Annotated in this window: 14 protein-coding genes; 11 read left to right on the top strand and 3 right to left on the bottom strand. The window is 62.6% G+C overall.

Going from position 1 to position 15,498, the window contains the following annotated elements:
* Positions 1-58: 58 nt before the first annotated feature.
* From ACIQUH_RS18810 to ACIQUH_RS18760, 11 genes are all read left to right on the top strand, one after another.
* Entirely contained in the window at positions 59-3,109 is a 3,051-nt protein-coding gene (locus ACIQUH_RS18810) for an SPOR domain-containing protein (RefSeq protein ID WP_400817729.1), read from the top strand.
* A 233-nt stretch (positions 3,110-3,342) separates the two neighbouring features.
* Complete coding sequence (nagZ, locus tag ACIQUH_RS18805; protein ID WP_400817727.1) at positions 3,343-4,359, top strand: beta-N-acetylhexosaminidase; 1,017 nt, start codon at positions 3,343-3,345, stop codon at positions 4,357-4,359.
* 58 nt (positions 4,360-4,417) lie between these two features.
* Positions 4,418-5,266: a segregation and condensation protein A gene (locus tag ACIQUH_RS18800; RefSeq protein WP_400817725.1), complete on the top strand. Its 849-nt coding sequence runs from the start codon at positions 4,418-4,420 to the stop codon at positions 5,264-5,266.
* On the top strand, positions 5,256-5,990 hold the full coding sequence (scpB, locus tag ACIQUH_RS18795) for an SMC-Scp complex subunit ScpB (RefSeq protein WP_400817724.1): 735 nt from the start codon (positions 5,256-5,258) through the stop codon (positions 5,988-5,990). Before ACIQUH_RS18800 ends, scpB begins: the two co-directional genes overlap by 11 nt.
* Before the next feature lie 128 nt (positions 5,991-6,118).
* The gene (locus ACIQUH_RS18790; protein ID WP_003509722.1) at positions 6,119-6,325 is read left to right on the top strand and encodes a twin-arginine translocase TatA/TatE family subunit; all 207 of its coding nucleotides are present in this window, start codon (positions 6,119-6,121) and stop codon (positions 6,323-6,325) included.
* Between the two features lie 157 nt (positions 6,326-6,482).
* The gene (gene tatB, locus ACIQUH_RS18785; protein WP_400817723.1) at positions 6,483-7,235 is read left to right on the top strand and encodes a Sec-independent protein translocase protein TatB; all 753 of its coding nucleotides are present in this window, start codon (positions 6,483-6,485) and stop codon (positions 7,233-7,235) included.
* The gene (tatC, locus tag ACIQUH_RS18780) at positions 7,232-8,035 is read left to right on the top strand and encodes a twin-arginine translocase subunit TatC (protein WP_065655994.1); all 804 of its coding nucleotides are present in this window, start codon (positions 7,232-7,234) and stop codon (positions 8,033-8,035) included. The genes tatB and tatC overlap by 4 nt, the downstream gene beginning before the upstream one ends.
* A gap of 102 nt (positions 8,036-8,137) precedes the next feature.
* The gene (gene serS / locus ACIQUH_RS18775) at positions 8,138-9,421 is read left to right on the top strand and encodes a serine--tRNA ligase (RefSeq protein WP_400817722.1); all 1,284 of its coding nucleotides are present in this window, start codon (positions 8,138-8,140) and stop codon (positions 9,419-9,421) included.
* Between the two features lie 208 nt (positions 9,422-9,629).
* Positions 9,630-10,400: a 5'/3'-nucleotidase SurE gene (surE, locus tag ACIQUH_RS18770; protein WP_003522730.1), complete on the top strand. Its 771-nt coding sequence runs from the start codon at positions 9,630-9,632 to the stop codon at positions 10,398-10,400.
* Positions 10,397-11,050: a protein-L-isoaspartate(D-aspartate) O-methyltransferase gene (locus ACIQUH_RS18765; protein ID WP_400817721.1), complete on the top strand. Its 654-nt coding sequence runs from the start codon at positions 10,397-10,399 to the stop codon at positions 11,048-11,050. The genes surE and ACIQUH_RS18765 overlap by 4 nt, the downstream gene beginning before the upstream one ends.
* A 345-nt stretch (positions 11,051-11,395) precedes the next feature.
* Entirely contained in the window at positions 11,396-12,961 is a 1,566-nt protein-coding gene (locus ACIQUH_RS18760; RefSeq protein ID WP_400817720.1) for a peptidoglycan DD-metalloendopeptidase family protein, read from the top strand.
* Positions 12,962-13,150: 189 nt separating this feature from the next.
* Here the strand turns inward: ACIQUH_RS18760 and mobB are convergent, their stop codons facing one another.
* Genes mobB through ACIQUH_RS18745 form a run of 3 tightly spaced genes read right to left on the bottom strand, consistent with a single transcriptional unit; the run spans position 13,151 to position 15,497 of the window.
* The gene (gene mobB, locus ACIQUH_RS18755) at positions 13,151-13,666 is read right to left on the bottom strand and encodes a molybdopterin-guanine dinucleotide biosynthesis protein B (RefSeq protein WP_400817719.1); all 516 of its coding nucleotides are present in this window, start codon (positions 13,664-13,666) and stop codon (positions 13,151-13,153) included.
* Entirely contained in the window at positions 13,663-14,301 is a 639-nt protein-coding gene (mobA, locus tag ACIQUH_RS18750; protein WP_400817718.1) for a molybdenum cofactor guanylyltransferase MobA, read from the bottom strand. The genes mobB and mobA overlap by 4 nt, the downstream gene beginning before the upstream one ends.
* The gene (locus ACIQUH_RS18745) at positions 14,298-15,497 is read right to left on the bottom strand and encodes a multidrug effflux MFS transporter (RefSeq protein ID WP_400817717.1); all 1,200 of its coding nucleotides are present in this window, start codon (positions 15,495-15,497) and stop codon (positions 14,298-14,300) included. The genes mobA and ACIQUH_RS18745 overlap by 4 nt, the downstream gene beginning before the upstream one ends.
* Position 15,498 lies beyond the last annotated feature (1 nt).

Raw genomic sequence — 15,498 nt, 5'->3', positions numbered from 1 at the left:
CATTATTTGCTCACAATACGCTGGCAAGAGCTGCAATGCGTAGATGGTGGAACACGTAATGGTCGAAAAAAATGTCGCGTATAACCGGGACGCCCGGTCCGAAGGGTTCGCTGACAACGATCCTCTGGCAGAACTGGCGCGTATCGTCGGCTTTGAAGATCGTCCTTCGCCTGCGGGTTCCGAGGCTGCGCCGCGCGCTGCCTCACCGGCAACCCGTCGCGAACCCGAATTCAACCTCGAGGACGAGTTGCTTCGGGAGTTCGAAGTCTACGATGCGCCGCATGCCGATCCGGTCGTTCTTGATCCGGCAAACGATGTTCGCGCGGGCATCCATCCCAACGATTTCATGCAGCGTGTCGAATCGGTTTTCGCCCGCCGCGAGCCCGAGCTTGCGCCGGCGGCCGAACCCGCGCCCGTGGCCGCAGCCGCGCCGGAGGTGAGGGAAGAGCCGCTTCCGGAAGTCGATCAGGCCTATATTCACAACTACGTCGAAACGACCACGCAGGATATCCGCGCGGATTTCCGCGACGATGCCTTCGCGGTGGCGGAAGTTTTCGATGTGCATTCGCGCCAGTCGCGTCCCGCCGAGCCGATGGTTTACCAGCCGGCCGCCCAGCAGGTGGCATGGGAAGAAGAACCGCAGGCCGCGGAACCCGTTGAACCAGAATGGCACACGATGCCGGAGCTTCCGGCCGATGTTTCGAGCAACATTCACGCCGATGGTCATTCCTATGCGCCGGAGCCGCAGGCTTTCGATCTCGCCGACGAGGTGGAAATAGCTGTCGCCGAGGAAGCGCCTGCGCCGGTTTCCGTGCGTTCGCCGTCGCATGGCGGCCGTTCCTCGCTGGAATTCTCCAGCCTGCGCCTGCCGCTCGCCAATTTCGGCGCGCGTCGGGATGTTTCTGCCGCCGATCCGAAGCGGGTCGACCCGCGCTCCGAGCAGCAGCCTGCCGCAGCCCGTATCGAGCCGCAGATTGAAGCCACTCCCGCGCCTGCCGTCGTGCAGGCGGAAGAGGCCGCTGCGTCCTTTGCGCCAGCGGTCGCCGAGACCTTCACGCCTGTCGCAGAGCCTCTGGCGTTCGAGGTTGCCGAGAAGCCGGCAGCGAAACATCTCTCGCCAATGGACGAGCTGATTTACGACGTCGCGAAATATTCCATTCCCGGTCGCGGCGAAACGCCGGTCGTGCAGGCCGTCCCGGCTGCGAAGGTGGAGCCCCCCGTGGTTGCCGCCACGCCTGCAACGGCGGCGCCGGTTGCCGCTGCTGCGCCCGCAGCACCCGCTGAAGAGCTTGATTTCACGGACTTCGCCGGCTTCAACGACGATGATTTCGAGCTTGCGCTTGACGATCTCGATCTTGATCTGGACCTGTCTGAAATCGCCGAGGCGGAGGTTGTTCCTGCGCCTGCGCCGCAACCCGTCCGCCAGCAGCCGGCCGCTCCGGTCGCCGCTGCTGCCGTTGCGCCGCAGCCGGTGAGGGAACAGCCCGCACCGCAGCCGCGGCCTGCGCCGGTTGCCGCTGCTGTTGCCGCGCCCGTGGCCGCCGCTCCGGTTCAGCCGCGTCCGGCTGCTCCCCAGCCCGCTGCGCCGCAGACGCTGGAAAGCCTGCCTTTCGATCCTTCGCAGATCGGCGAGACGGAAGAACATCCGGAAAACATCGTCGAGATGGATGTGCCGGAACTGCCGGTCGGGGTTTTCGAACCCAAGCCGGCCGCTCGCCGCCACGAGGAAGAACTCGATATCGATACCGAGCTCGCGACGCTGTTTGCGCCTGCGGTTGCCGGTGGTCTCGACCGTCATAAACATGCGGAAAATCGCGGTGCGGCGCAGGCGCGCCCTGCGCAGGCTCCGGAAGAGGCCGACGAATTCGAACGGGCGCTGGAAGAGGATTTCCGCCGCTCCATGCAGGAGGCTGCGGCTTCCCGTGGCAACGCCCCGCGCGATGCCGAAAATACCTATGTCGACCATCAGGCGGCCTATCGTGACGAGGATGAGCGCGGCGGTCGCCGCTGGATCATGCCGGTTGCCGCGGCAATCGGTCTGGTGCTGATCGGCGGCGGCGTTTACGCGCTGGTGTCAGGCGGTTCGTCGAGCACCGGTTCCAATGGCGCACCGGTCATCATCTCCGCCGATAACGATCCGATGAAGGTCGTGCCGGAAAATCCGGGCGGTCGCGTCGTGCCGAACCAGGACAAGGCGGTTTATGACCGCGTGGCCGGCGGCAGCGCTGCCGATCCGAAGCAGCCGGCGCTGATTTCCAGCAACGAGCAGCCGGTGGATGTGGTTCAGCGCACGCTGATCCCCGAACAATTGCCGCTGGAAGGCGAAAACGACGCGGATATGCAAGCCGCCGGCACGCCGGTTGGCGAGACCGAGGATCCGCGCCTGCTTTCGCCGGAAGAAAAGGCCGCACAGAACGAAGGTTCGGCTGCAACCGCCGTTTCGCCGCGCAAGGTCCGCACCATGATCGTCAAGCCTGACGGCACGCTTGTCGCCCAGGAAGTCGATGCGCCGGCAGCCCAGCCGCCGAAGGCCGACAAGGTCGAGGAGCTTGCGGCACCGCAGACCGCGAAGCCGGGTGAGGGCGCTCCCGCCGTCATCGCCGCATCGCGTGTTCCGGTCGCGCCGGAACAGGCCCAGCCGCAGGCAAATACGCCTGCCGCGACGACACCGGCTGCACATACGGCACCGGCCGCACAGTCGGCGGCGCCCGTTCCTGCGGCGCGTCCGTCCTCGCAGCCCGCCAATGTGGTGGCGACGGTCACCAATCAGGGCAATGTCCGCCCGGCGACCGCTCCGGCGCAGCCGCAGGCCGCGCAGCAGCAGACGGCAGCCGCGGCGCCCGCAGCGACCAGCACGCCTTCCGCCGGTGGCTACTACATCCAGATCGCCTCGCTGCCGAGCCAGGCGGAAGCCCAGAAGTCCTACCAGAACATGTCGGCCAAGTTCGGCTCGGTCATCGGTGGACGCGGCGTCGACATCAAGGCCGCCGAAATCGCCGGCAAGGGCACGTTCTACCGCGTCCGCATCCCGGCGGGTGACAAGAACGAAGCCGTGGCGCTGTGCGAAAAGTTCCGCTCGGCAGGCGGCAGCTGCCTGGTCGCGCGGTGATAACGGCCGGATTGGCTTAGACAGATTGGGGCTGCCGCGTGAGGCAGCCCTTGAAGTATCCTGGCCCTTACATCGCACCACGCGTCATCCTCGGGCTTGTCCCGAGGATCCACACCCGGAGCGATGGATCCTCGGGTCAAGCCCGAGGATGACGGCGGAGAGGTTGTCGGGCGATTTTCGCAGTCCCGATGGCGTATTTCCTTACTCCTTATTTCCCCTTTGAGCGTGACACCATGACCGATTGCAAAGCTATGATCCTCGGATGCAGCGGGCTTTCGCTGACTGCCGACGAGATTGCCCTTTATCGCGACCAGCAGCCCTGGGGCTTCATCCTGTTCGGCCGCAATATCGGCGAGCCGCAGCAGATCGCCGATCTCGTCGCCGCCATGCGCGCTGCCGTCGGGCGGCCTGATGCGCCGGTGCTGATCGATCAGGAGGGCGGGCGCGTGCAGCGCATCAAGCCGCCGATCCTGCAGGCCTATCCGAATGCCCGCATTCTCGGTGAAATCTATGAGCGCGACCGGGATGCCGGTCTGCGCGCCGCCTGGCTGATGTCACGCCTGCACGCCTTTGATCTCATGAGGTTCGGCATCACTATCGATTGCCTGCCGGTACTCGACGTGCCGGTGGAAGGCGCCAGCAATGTCATCGGCAACCGCGCCTATGGCTACACGCCGGCCATGGTGGCCGAGATGGGGCAGGCGGCGGCCGACGGGCTGAAGGCGGGCGGCATGCTGCCTGTCATGAAACATATGCCGGGCCATGGCCGTGGCATGGTGGATTCGCACCATGAGTTGCCTGTGGTCGATGTGCCGCTCGATGAGCTGGACGGCCATGATTTCGTGCCGTTCCGGGCGCTGAACCGCGAATTGATGGCGATGAGCGCGCATCTGGTGTTCAACGCCGTCGACCGCGAGCGGCCGGCGACGACCTCGCCGAAGGTGATCGAGGAAATCATTCGTGGCCGCATCGGATTTGACGGCCTGCTGATGTCCGACGACAGTTCCATGAATGCGCTGAGGGGCACGCTCGGTGAAAGAGCTGCGAATATTGTTGCGGGTGGCTGCGATATAGTCTTGCATTGCAACGGCGTGATGGGTGAAATGCTGGAGGTCGTTAAGGAGGTTCCCGTTCTTTCCGGCCGTTCGCTGGAGCGGGTGCGGGCCGTGGAAGCGGGTTTCCCTGCCGCCGAGCCTTCCGACGAAGCGGAACTGAGAGCCGAATTCAACGCCATGTGGGCCGTTTCCTGACAGTCGGGCGGCGGCCCGTTACTCGGGACGACAGGCCGGACGCCCGGCGGATGGAACAATGGCCGCAGACAAGTCTCGCAATTCGACACCGATGGACAAGCTCTGGCAGGATGTGACGCCGGAGCGGCTGACGGGCGAGGCCGGGCTGGTCATCGATGTCGCGGGCTTCGAAGGCCCGCTCGATCTGCTGCTGCATCTTGCCCGCACGCAGAAAGTCGATCTGTCGCGCATTTCGGTGCTGGCGCTTGCCGAACAATATCTGCAATTCGTGGAAAGCGCGCGGCGCGTGCGTATCGAGCTTGCCGCCGATTATCTCGTGATGGCGGCTTGGCTCGCCTTCCTGAAATCCAAGCTCCTCATTCCGCAGCAATCGAAGGATGACGGCCCCTCGGGCGAAGAAATGGCCGCGACGCTCGCTTTCCGGCTGAAGCGTCTGGAGGCGATGCGCGAGGCGGCTGAACGGCTTGTCAACCGCGCCCAGCTCGGCCGCGATGTTTTTGCCCGTGGCGCGCCGGAGCATATTCCGCATATCAACCGCTCGGCCTACGAGGCCAATCTCTACGATCTCCTGAGCGCCTATGCCAATCTGCGGCAGCGGCAGTCGATTACCCAGGTGACCATTGAAAAGCGGCAGGTCTGGTCGCTTGTCGAGGCGCGTGAGCTTCTGAACAATCTGCTCGGCGATGTCGGCGAATGGACCGTGCTCGATCAGTATCTGCTGCAATATGTGCCCGATCCCGCCATGCGCGTGACGGCGATTGCCAGCGCCTTTGCCGCGTCGCTGGAACTGGTGCGCGAGGGATCGCTGCAAATCCGGCAGGAGGGTGCTTTCCAGCCCATCTATATGCGCCGTGGCGCAAGGGACGACCGTGCGGTGAATGCCGAAAGGACTGACAATGATGAATGACGATGAGACCGCCGAAGCGACGATCGTGACAGCTGGGGTGGAGCCCGAACCCACGGTGTTTTCCGAGCGCCAGCTGAAGGAGGCCGAGCGCATCGCTGAAGCCCTGGTCTTTGCCTCGTCCGAGCCGGTTTCCGTGGGTTTCATCGCAGAACGCCTGCCGCGCGGCATGGATGTCGTCGCCATCCTGCAGCGTGTGAAGGCCGCCTATGTGGAGCGGGGCGTCAATCTCGTGCAGGTGGGCGGGCAATGGGCCTTCCGCACCGCCGGCGATCTTTCCTTCGTCATCCGCGCCGAGGAAAAGGAGCCGAAGAAGCTGTCGCGTGCGGCGCTGGAAGTTCTGGCGATTATCGCATATCATCAACCGGTGACACGCGCCGAAATCGAGGAAATCCGCGGCGTGCAGACCTCGCGCGGCACGCTTGACGTGCTGATGGAGGCGGGCTGGGTCAGGTTCCGTGGCCGCAGGCGTACCCCCGGCCGGCCGGTGACGATCGGCACCACGGTGGAGTTTCTCGACCATTTCGGCCTCGAGGAACTGCGCGATCTGCCGGGCCTTGAGGAGCTGAAGGGCGCGGGGCTGCTTTCGGGCCGCATTCCCTCCAATTTCGGCGTGCCTCTGCCGATGATGAGCGACGAATTGCGGGAGGACGAAGACCCGATCACGCAGCTCGATCTGGAAGAACTGGGCCTGCTAGCGCCCGGCGGCGGCGACGGCGAGGATTGATATCGCCATCCTGTTGGCGGGACCACGAAAACTTTATACGCACTCGCTGTTGAAGCGACGATTTGTCGTTTGAAAAAGCCTTTCAAACGTCTTACATCGTCTGACAGCGAAATTCAGGAGTTTCAGTTATGGGTTCTTTTAGTGTGTGGCATTGGCTTATCGTGCTGGTGATCGTCCTCGTCCTGTTCGGACGCGGCAAGATCCCGGAATTGATGGGCGATGTCGCAAAGGGCATCAAGAGCTTCAAGAAGGGCATGGCTGACGAAGACCAGACGCCGCCGCCGGCCGATGCCAACACGAAGACCGTCGACCACAAGGCTGACGAGATCAAGTAAGCGGCCTTTTGTCGCCTGGTGTGAGACTGGCGCTAGAGCGCCGCGCGTCCTTCCGGACGCGCAAGGGACGCTCTATCACTTGGAAGTTGCGCATCGTTCCCGTCGAAAATCCACTTCGACTGTCGGGCCGATGCGCTAGGGTCTCGGGAGCATATTGATGTTAGATATCGGCTGGAGCGAGCTTCTGGTGATTGCGGTCGTGTTGATCGTGGTCGTCGGGCCCAAGGACTTGCCGCCCATGATCCGCGCCTTCGGCAAGACGATGGCCGGCCTTCGCAAGATGGCGGGGGATTTCCGCACCCAGTTCGATGAGGCCCTCAAAGAGGCCGACATGGACGATGTGCGCCAGACCATCTCCGATGTCCGCAATCTCAACCCGACCAACTCGCTGCGCGATGCGATGAACCCGCTGCGCCAGCTCGGCAACGAGATCAAGTCCGATCTGCAGAAGGCGACCACGCCGCCGGACGGCCTGTCTTCCACGCCTGCGCCTGCCACAGGCGAGCCGGTTGCGCCGCTGGTCAGCGTGCCAGAGCCGGAGATGAAGCTGCCGGATGCGCCGCCTGCTGTCGCCGCGTCCTCTGTGCCGGTTGCCGCAGCCGTGGCGGCGGAAGAGAAGCCGAAACGCGCGCGGGCGAAATCGATTGCGACCGTCGAGGCCGAAGCGGTTGCTGCCAAGCCGAAACGCGCCGCCCGCAGCAAGGCCGCCGCGACGCCGGAAACCGCCCCGGCCGTGAAAACCAGTGAGCCCGCCATTTCGAAGCCCGCTGTTTCCAAACCCACCGTGAAGGCCGTCGCCAAGAAGGCGGCCGTCAGGAAGTCTGCCGCAGACAAGGCGGTCGCGGCCGAGGCCAAGCCGGCGAAAACGGCAAAAACCAAGGCTGTAAAGCCCAAAAAGGATGAAGCATGAGCGGGGATATCGAGGATAAGCCGCAGCCGCTTATCGAGCATCTCATGGAGTTGCGCACGCGGCTGATCTGGGCGCTTGGCGCGTTCTTCGTCGCCTTCATCGCCTGTTTCGCCGTTGCCAAGCACCTGTTCAACCTGCTCGTCATTCCGTATAAATGGGCGGTTCTCTGGGCGGGCCTCGATGTCACGAAATCGTCGCTGATCTATACCGCGCCGCAGGAATTCTTCTTCACGCAGATCAAGGTCGCCATGTTCGGCGCGATGGTGATCTCGTTTCCCGTGGTCGCCTCGCAGCTTTATAAATTCGTGGCGCCGGGGCTCTACAAGAACGAACGGGCGGCCTTCCTGCCGTTCCTCATCGCTTCGCCGATCCTTTTTCTCATCGGTGCGGCGCTCGTCTATTTCTTCTTCACGCCCATGGTCATGTGGTTCTTCCTCGCCATGCAGCAATTGCCTGAGGATGGCGAGGTGGCGATTTCGCTGATGCCGAAGGTGTCGGAATATCTCAGCCTCATCATGACGCTGGTGTTGTCCTTCGGTCTGGTGTTCCAGCTGCCTGTCGTCACCACGCTTCTGGCGCGCGTCGGGCTTCTGACCAGCGACTGGCTGCGGGAAAAGCGCAAATTCGCGATTGTCCTCGCCTTCGTGGTCGCCGCGGTGCTGACGCCGCCGGACCCCATGTCCCAGATCGGTCTTGCGCTGCCTGCGATCATTCTCTACGAGATTTCCATCTATATGGCTCGACTCGTGGAGAGGAAGCGCGCTGCGGAATCCGCAAGCACGGAGCTGGAGGAGACCTGATATTTCTGAAGGTCTCGCCGCTCCAACAATCTCCTCGCGCCGGGTTCATGCCCGGCGTTTTGCTGTAAAACACGGGTGATGCAACAACGGTCTGGAACGACGATGCACGACATTAAATGGATACGCGAAAACCCCGAAGCCTTCGATGCGGCGCTTGCGCGCCGTGGCGCTGAGCCTGCCGCCAGCGGCCTGATCGCGCTCGATGAAAAGCGCCGTTCCGTCATCCAGTCCCTGCAGGACATGCAGTCCCGTCGTAACGCCGCCTCCAAGGAAATCGGCGCCGCCATGGCGCAGAAGAACATGGAGCTTGCGGAGAAACTGAAGGCGGAGGTCGCCGACCTCAAGGACAACATGCCGCGTGCGGAGGAGGAGGACCGTCAGGTCACCGCCGAGCTCAACGACGCGCTGTCGCGCTTGCCGAACATACCCTTCGACGACGTGCCCGATGGCAAGGACGAACATGACAACGCCGTCACCCGCGTCGTCGGTCAGAAGCCCGGCTGGAACCACGCGGCGAAGGAGCATTTCGAAATCGGCGAAGCGCTCGGCTATATGGATTTTGAACGCGCTGCCAAGCTTTCGGGTGCGCGTTTCACCGTTCTGACCAGCCAGCTGGCGCGTCTTGAGCGGGCGCTCGGCCAGTTCATGATCGATCTTCATACATCTGAACATGGCTACACCGAAGTTTCCTCGCCGCTGATGGTGCGCGACGAGGCGATGTTCGGCACCGGCCAATTGCCGAAATTCTCCGAGGACCTGTTCAAGACCACCGATGGCCGCTGGCTGATCCCGACGGCGGAAGTGACGCTGACCAACCTCGTGTCAGGCGAAATTCTCGATCAGGAAAAACTGCCGCTACGCTTCACCGCGCTGACGCCGTCCTTCCGTTCGGAAGCGGGTTCGGCCGGCCGCGACACGCGCGGCATGCTGCGCCAGCACCAGTTCTGGAAGTGCGAACTCGTCTCCATCACCGATGCGGAAAGTGCTGTCGCCGAACATGAGCGCATGACGGCCTGTGCCGAGGAAGTGCTGAAGCGTCTTGGCCTGCATTTCCGCACCATGACGCTCTGCACCGGCGATATGGGCTTCAGCGCCCGCAAGACCTACGATCTGGAAGTGTGGCTGCCCGGCCAGAACACCTATCGCGAAATTTCCTCCTGCTCGGTCTGCGGCGATTTCCAGGCGCGGCGCATGAATGCGCGTTATCGCGGCAAGGACGACAAGGCGACGAAGTTCGTTCACACGCTGAACGGCTCCGGCACGGCTGTCGGCCGCTGCCTGATCGCGGTTCTCGAAAATTATCTGAACGACGACGGTTCCGTCACAATTCCGGACGTGCTGCTGCCCTATATGGGCGGTCTGAAGCGGATCGAGAAGGCGGCCTGATTGTCCGTCTGTTAAAGACGCGGCCGTCATTCCGGCCTTGAGCCGGAATCCAGCCAGCCCAAGTCCTTGGGCTGAAAAAGACTCTTCCCGCCGCGCAGACGCGCGTCGACTGGATTCCGGCTCAAGGCCGGAATGACGGTCGTGGGGGTGCTTCTGTGAGAGAAATCATTGTGTCCTCATAGTGGGACACAGCAGCGGAGAGAGAAACATGCGGATTTTGCTGACGAATGACGACGGTATCCACGCCGAAGGTCTGGCCGTGCTGGAGCGTATCGCCCGCACGCTGTCCGACGATGTCTGGATCGTCGCGCCGGAGACAGATCAGAGCGGTCTCGCGCACTCGCTGACGCTCTCCGAACCGCTGCGGCTGCGCAAGGTTTCCGACAAGCATTTCGCGCTGCGCGGCACGCCGACCGATTGCGTCATCATGGGCATTCGCGAGGTCCTGCCGGAAAAGCCCGATCTCGTGCTGTCAGGCGTCAATGCCGGCGCCAACATGGCCGATGACGTGACCTATTCCGGCACCATTGCCGGCGCCATCGAAGGTACGCTGCAGGGCGTTCGCTCCTTCGCGCTCAGCCAGGCCTTCAGCCATGCCGATGGCCGCGTCGTGCCGTGGGAAGTCGCCGAGACCTATGCGCCGGACCTTCTGCGCAAGCTGATGAATGTGGAACTGCCTGATGGTACCTTCCTCAATCTCAATTTCCCCAATTGCGCGCCCAAGGATGTGCAGGGCGTTTCCGTGACCGGTCAGGGCAAGCTCGATTTCGGCCTGACGGTGGAAGAGCGTCAGGATGGCCGCGGTTTTCCCTATTACTGGCTGCGCTTCGGCGAGCGTCTCGGCACCTTCCGCGAAGGCACCGATATCCACGCTTTGAAACATGGCAAGATTTCCGTGACACCGCTTAAGCTTGACCTGACGGACTACACGGTGAAGGATCGGGTTGCGCAAGCACTTGGATTCGGAGTCGCCGATTGAAATCCGCAATGGTCGAAAAGGAAGGTTTTGCCGCCCTCGTTCTCCGTTTAAGGGGTGAGGGGATTTCCGATCTCGACCTTCTGACGGCGGTCGAGCAGACGCCGCGTTCCAAATTCGTGCCGCCGCAATTTACGGCCGACGCCTATTCCAGCCGCACGATCCCGATCGACTGCGGCGCCTTCATGGAAGGCGCCGACATGGCGGTGAAGATCCTTGCCCGGCTGCAGCTGAAGCCCGGCCAGCGCGTGCTGGAAATCGGCACCGGCAGCGGTTTCATGACCGCGATCATCGCAAGACGGGTGGAGCGCGTCTTTTCGCTGGAGCGTTACAAGACGCTGGTGCAGCAGGCGCAGAACTGTCTCGACGATCTCTCCATCCGCAATGTGGTCATCCGTCAGGCGGATGGCAGCAACGGTCTGGTGGGCGAGGGCACCTTTGACCGCATCGTCTCCACAGCCGCCTTCACCACCATGCCGCGCTTCTTTGCAGAGCAGATCGTCTCGGGCGGCATGATGATCGCACCGATCATCGTTGAGGGTGATCGTTGCGTGATGACGCGCTTCTCCAAGACCGGCAGCCGCTTCGAAAAGGAAGAGCTGTTCGAGGCGCCTTATTTGCCGCTCAGCACCCATATTGCCCGGCATTTGTGACGAAATGAAAATTTTGAAGGCAATTCATTTTTGTTTTCTAATGTTCTGAATTTACGCAACTAACTGATTTTCAATATCATTATTGTTCCAACATGACGCATTCGGTTTTCGTCATGGTTATCGAAGTGTCAAAAAAGCGCCAAACGGCTTAACGTTTTAACGGCGTGGTAACACTAACGCGCTTTAATCATAAACATCGACGCATGGTTTTCCCCACCTCGGGAAATGGGCCTTGCAAGAAGTGAAATTTGTGCCGGATCGGTCTCGATGCGGCGGGTTGGCGTCAGTGTAGATCGAGTCATGCGTATGAGACATTCGTCTAAAATCGGAAAATCAGTCGCAAAAATGTTCGCAGCGGCATTGCTGGCAAGCGTCGCAACGGGCTGTAGCTCGGATGCAACGCGGTTCAGCGGCCTCTTTTCCAGTGGACCGGATCAGATGACCACGGCGTCAATTCCTGCCCGTCAGGGCGGCGGTGCTTACGGGCAGGCCCCGGTTCCGCAGGGCGACATGAATGGCGGTTACGCCTCTGCCGCGCCGCAGGGCGGTTATGCCAACCAGAACATGGCGGGCAATTCCTACCCGCAATCGGGTGGTTATGGCGGCGTTCAGCCTTCCACGGCCCGCTCGGCTTCGGCCTCCCCGGTGCAGCGTTCCGAGCTGTCGGCGCCGACGGCGGTGGCAAGCCGCGATCCGTCGACCCGCAACGAAGCCATGGCCCAGCCTTTCCCGTCCGCTCAGCCCAAGGTCGCGCCGTCTCTCGCCGCACCCGCCCCGCAGGCTGCCGCTCCCGTCGCCGACAATCTGACCACCGCGACCGTGCGTTCCGACAAGAACGGCTGGCACACCGATGGCGCGTCCTCCGTGACCCTGCGTCCCGGCGAAAGCATCGCGACGCTCTCCAACCGCTACGGTGTTCCGGAGAAGGAGCTGCTGCGCGTCAACGGTCTGAAGACCGCATCCTCGGCGCAGGCCGGCCAGTCGATCCTCATTCCGAAGTTCGGTCAGGTCCGCAATGCCGCCAAGGATGCCGCCGGCGATATCGCGCTCAATCGCAATGGCGACCAGCCGACACCGCTGCGTAGCCCCGAAGGCAATGTGGCCGTGCTGCCGTCGCAGGCCGCCGCCCGTGACAAGGTTTCGTCCGAAGCCGGCAAGCTGACGCCTCCCGGTGGCAAGCCGCTGCCGCCAACCGGTGGCTACAAGGTTCAGCCGGGTGACAGCCTGGCGAAGATCGCCCGTGAAAACGGCGTCTCGGTTGCCGCACTCAAGGCCGCCAACGGCATTTCCAACGAAAACATTCGTGTCGGCCAGACGCTTGCCATGCCGGGCGCTTCGACGGATGCCATCAAGACGGCTTCCGTTCCCGCCAAGGAAGCGACCAAGCCGGTCGAAACCGCGTCCGCCAAGCCCGAGCCATACAAGGCCCCGGCTGCCGCCGCCGCTCCGACTGCGCCCGCCACGCCGGCGACCGCCAGCGTCAGCGACATCGAGAAGAAAGCCGACATGGCCTCCGTCGCACCGGAATCCACCGGCATCGGCAAATATCGCTGGCCGGTTCGCGGCGCGGTCATCAACAATTTCGGCGACAATGTTGAAGGCAGCCGCAATGACGGCATCAACATCTCCGTTCCCGAGGGTACGCCGATCAAGGCCGCTGAAAACGGCGTGGTCATCTATGCCGGCAACGGCCTGAAGCAGCTCGGCAACACGGTTCTCGTCCGTCACGACGACGGCAAGGTCACCGTTTACGGCAACGCCGCCAATCTCGACGTGCAGCGCGGCCAGAAGGTGCAGCGCGGCCAGACCATCGCCACCTCTGGCATGACCGGCAGCGCCAAGCGTCCGCAGGTTCACTTCGAAGTTCGCAAGGATGCGACACCGGTGAACCCCTCCAGTTTCCTTGAATAGGTATTGCGTCTCAAGGAATGATGAAGCCGGGTGAAGAGCCTGGCTTTTTCATTTTGGGGGGTGATGACGAGCGTCTCTACACACTCGACGTCATCCTCGGGCTCGACCCGAGGATCCATGGATGCGCTGAGTTGTGGATCCTCGGGTCAAGCCCGAGGATGACGGAGGGCGGCGGCGGCGGAAACGTCGCTACTGCCTCACCAGCCCCACCGTTTTCTCGATGAAATCGGCAATCGTCGCGGTATCATCGAGATTAAAAACGGGGAGGGTCGTGTCCGTTACCGCATGATCTGCGGCAATGGCGATGATATGCGGATCGAGCGGCGCAAGCGGTTCGGTTTTCGCCGCTTCCAGCCGGCGTGCTTCGATCTTCGGCACCGGCTCGTATTTGTAACCTTCGATCAGCACCAGATCGCACGGCGCGAGGCGGGCGAGAATATCCTCGAAGGAGGGCTCCGGTTCGCCGCGCAATTCATGCATGATGGCAAAGCGGGTGCCGGAAACGATGGTGACCTCATGTGCGCCGGCCTGGCGGTGGCGCCAGCTATCCGCGCCGACCTTGTCGATATCGAAATCATGATGGGCGTGCTTGATGGTGGAGACGCGGTAGCCGCGCGCGGTCAGCTCGGTGACGATGCTGACTGCGAGGCCCGTCTTGCCCGAGTTTTTCCAGCCGGCGATGCCGAAGACCTTTTGTGCCGTCATGATCCGATGTTCTCCAGATAGCTGCGCGCCAGCGCCAGTTCATCCGGCGTATTGATGTTGAAGAACGGATCGAGGCTGCCCTTTGCCGTTTCCAGCGGCGGGAAGGCCACGCCGATGGTAACATGGCGGGCGAGATAGGCGCGTATGCGCCGGTTCGCATCGTTCTTCAGCCAGTCCTCGAGATCATCGGCAAGCGCCACTGGCCATAGCGCAAAAACCGGATGAAGCTGGCCGCTGGAGGCGGCGATGACGATCGCATTGTCCGATACGTGCTCGCAGAGCCGGGCCACCAGATCGTCAGGGAAAAACGGGCTGTCGGCGGGCGCGGTCAGGAAGTGACTGACCGCGCCCTCACGATGCTGGAAATGGCGCATGCCGGCCAGAATACCCGCGAGCGGCCCGGCATGGCCGTTCAGCGTATCGGGCAGCAACGGCAGGCCGAAACTTTCCGCCCAGCCATTATCCCCATGGATGGCCGCATTGATGGTGACATCTGAGACCTGCGGCGTGATGCGGCTGATGACATGGGAGATGAGGGGTGCATCGCCCAATTGCACCATCGCCTTGTTGCTGCCCATGCGCCGCGAAAGCCCGCCGGCGAGCACGAGACCGGGTATTTCAAGAGGGACAGTCATTCCCGCTTTTCCTGCAGCCTTACGATATAGGTGGTGAGGAGGGCGACAAGGCCGGTCGCCAGCATCACCAGAAGAAGCGGCCAGGTTCCGTCCTCCCTGGACAGGACCGAGGAGGCGAGCACCGAGAGTGCCGCGCCGCCGCCGATGGTCATCGCGCCGCCGAGGCCGGAGGCGGAACCGGCCAGATGCGGCTGCACGCTGACCATGCCGGCATTGGCGCTTGGCAGTGTCACGCCGTTGCCGACGCCGATCAGGGCGAGCGGCACGAAAAACGCATAGGCGCTTTCCGCCCCGGCGGAGATCAGCACCATGGTCGTGGCAATGCCGGCAATGGCGATGACATTGCCCGACAGCATCATGCGGGTGATGCCGATTTCGCTGGCATAACGGCCGGAGATGAAGTTGCCGAGCATGTAACCGCTGGCCATGAAGAAGAATTGCAGGCCGAGCATGGCCGGCGCAAGCCCATAGATGACGCTACCGACAAAGGGCGCGCCGCCGAGGAAGGAGAAGAACATGCCTGACGAGAAGGTCGAGGTCAGCGCGTAACCCCAGAAGAGCGGCGAACGCAGAAGTTCCGGCCAGGCGTGAAACTGCTGCGAAAAGCTTGCCGATTTATTGTGGTTGGTTTCGCCGAGATCGAACCAGGCGAGCACCAGAATGCCGACGCCGAGCAGGGAAAGAAGGGCAAAGCTCGACTGCCAGCCGGAAATATCGTTGAGCAGGCCGCCAACCGTCGGGCCGACCATCGGTACCACGGACATGCCCATGGTGACGTAGCCGATCATCGAGGCGGCCTGTTCCATCGGCACCATGTCGCGCACGATGGCGCGCGCCAGCACGAAACCGGAAACGACGGCGGCCTGCGCGACGCGCCCGATCATGAAAACGGTGATGTTGGGGGCCAGCATGCAGACGAGCGTTGCGACGATCATGATGGCGATGCTGGCGAGCATGACGGGCCGACGACCGAAGAGATCGGAGAGCGGACCGATGATGAGCTGCAGACAGGCGGTGGCGGCGAGATAACCCGAAACGGCAAATTGCATCACCGCGTAGTCGGTCTCGAAGTAGATCGCCATGGCCGCAAGCGAAGGCAGGAACACATTCATGCACAGCGCCGCGACGCCGGCGATGACGACCAGCGTGATGATGTGGGGCGGGGTGGTTCTGTCCAGAAAACGGCCGCTGTTCATG

This window comes from Agrobacterium sp. NPDC090283, from assembly GCF_044769685.1.
GTDB lineage: Bacteria > Pseudomonadota > Alphaproteobacteria > Rhizobiales > Rhizobiaceae > Agrobacterium.
Note: the sequence above shows the minus strand (reverse complement) of the source record. Positions and strands in the feature narration are given on the sequence as shown.

Excerpts from the sequence above, each read along its gene's own strand:
- surE (WP_003522730.1), top strand. The coding sequence starts at position 9,630 with ATGCGGATTTTGCTGACGAATGACGACGGTATCCACGCCGAAGGTCTG.
- scpB (WP_400817724.1), top strand. The coding sequence starts at position 5,256 with ATGATGAATGACGATGAGACCGCCGAAGCGACGATCGTGACAGCTGGG.
- ACIQUH_RS18790 (WP_003509722.1), top strand. The coding sequence starts at position 6,119 with ATGGGTTCTTTTAGTGTGTGGCATTGGCTTATCGTGCTGGTGATCGTC.
- ACIQUH_RS18760 (WP_400817720.1), top strand. The coding sequence starts at position 11,396 with ATGTTCGCAGCGGCATTGCTGGCAAGCGTCGCAACGGGCTGTAGCTCG.
- ACIQUH_RS18745 (WP_400817717.1), bottom strand. The coding sequence starts at position 15,497 with ATGAACAGCGGCCGTTTTCTGGACAGAACCACCCCGCCCCACATCATC.
- ACIQUH_RS18800 (WP_400817725.1), top strand. The coding sequence starts at position 4,418 with ATGGCCGCAGACAAGTCTCGCAATTCGACACCGATGGACAAGCTCTGG.
- tatC (WP_065655994.1), top strand. The coding sequence starts at position 7,232 with ATGAGCGGGGATATCGAGGATAAGCCGCAGCCGCTTATCGAGCATCTC.
- nagZ (WP_400817727.1), top strand. The coding sequence starts at position 3,343 with ATGACCGATTGCAAAGCTATGATCCTCGGATGCAGCGGGCTTTCGCTG.
- tatB (WP_400817723.1), top strand. The coding sequence starts at position 6,483 with ATGTTAGATATCGGCTGGAGCGAGCTTCTGGTGATTGCGGTCGTGTTG.
- mobA (WP_400817718.1), bottom strand. The coding sequence starts at position 14,301 with ATGACTGTCCCTCTTGAAATACCCGGTCTCGTGCTCGCCGGCGGGCTT.
- serS (WP_400817722.1), top strand. The coding sequence starts at position 8,138 with ATGCACGACATTAAATGGATACGCGAAAACCCCGAAGCCTTCGATGCG.
- mobB (WP_400817719.1), bottom strand. The coding sequence starts at position 13,666 with ATGACGGCACAAAAGGTCTTCGGCATCGCCGGCTGGAAAAACTCGGGC.
- ACIQUH_RS18810 (WP_400817729.1), top strand. The coding sequence starts at position 59 with ATGGTCGAAAAAAATGTCGCGTATAACCGGGACGCCCGGTCCGAAGGG.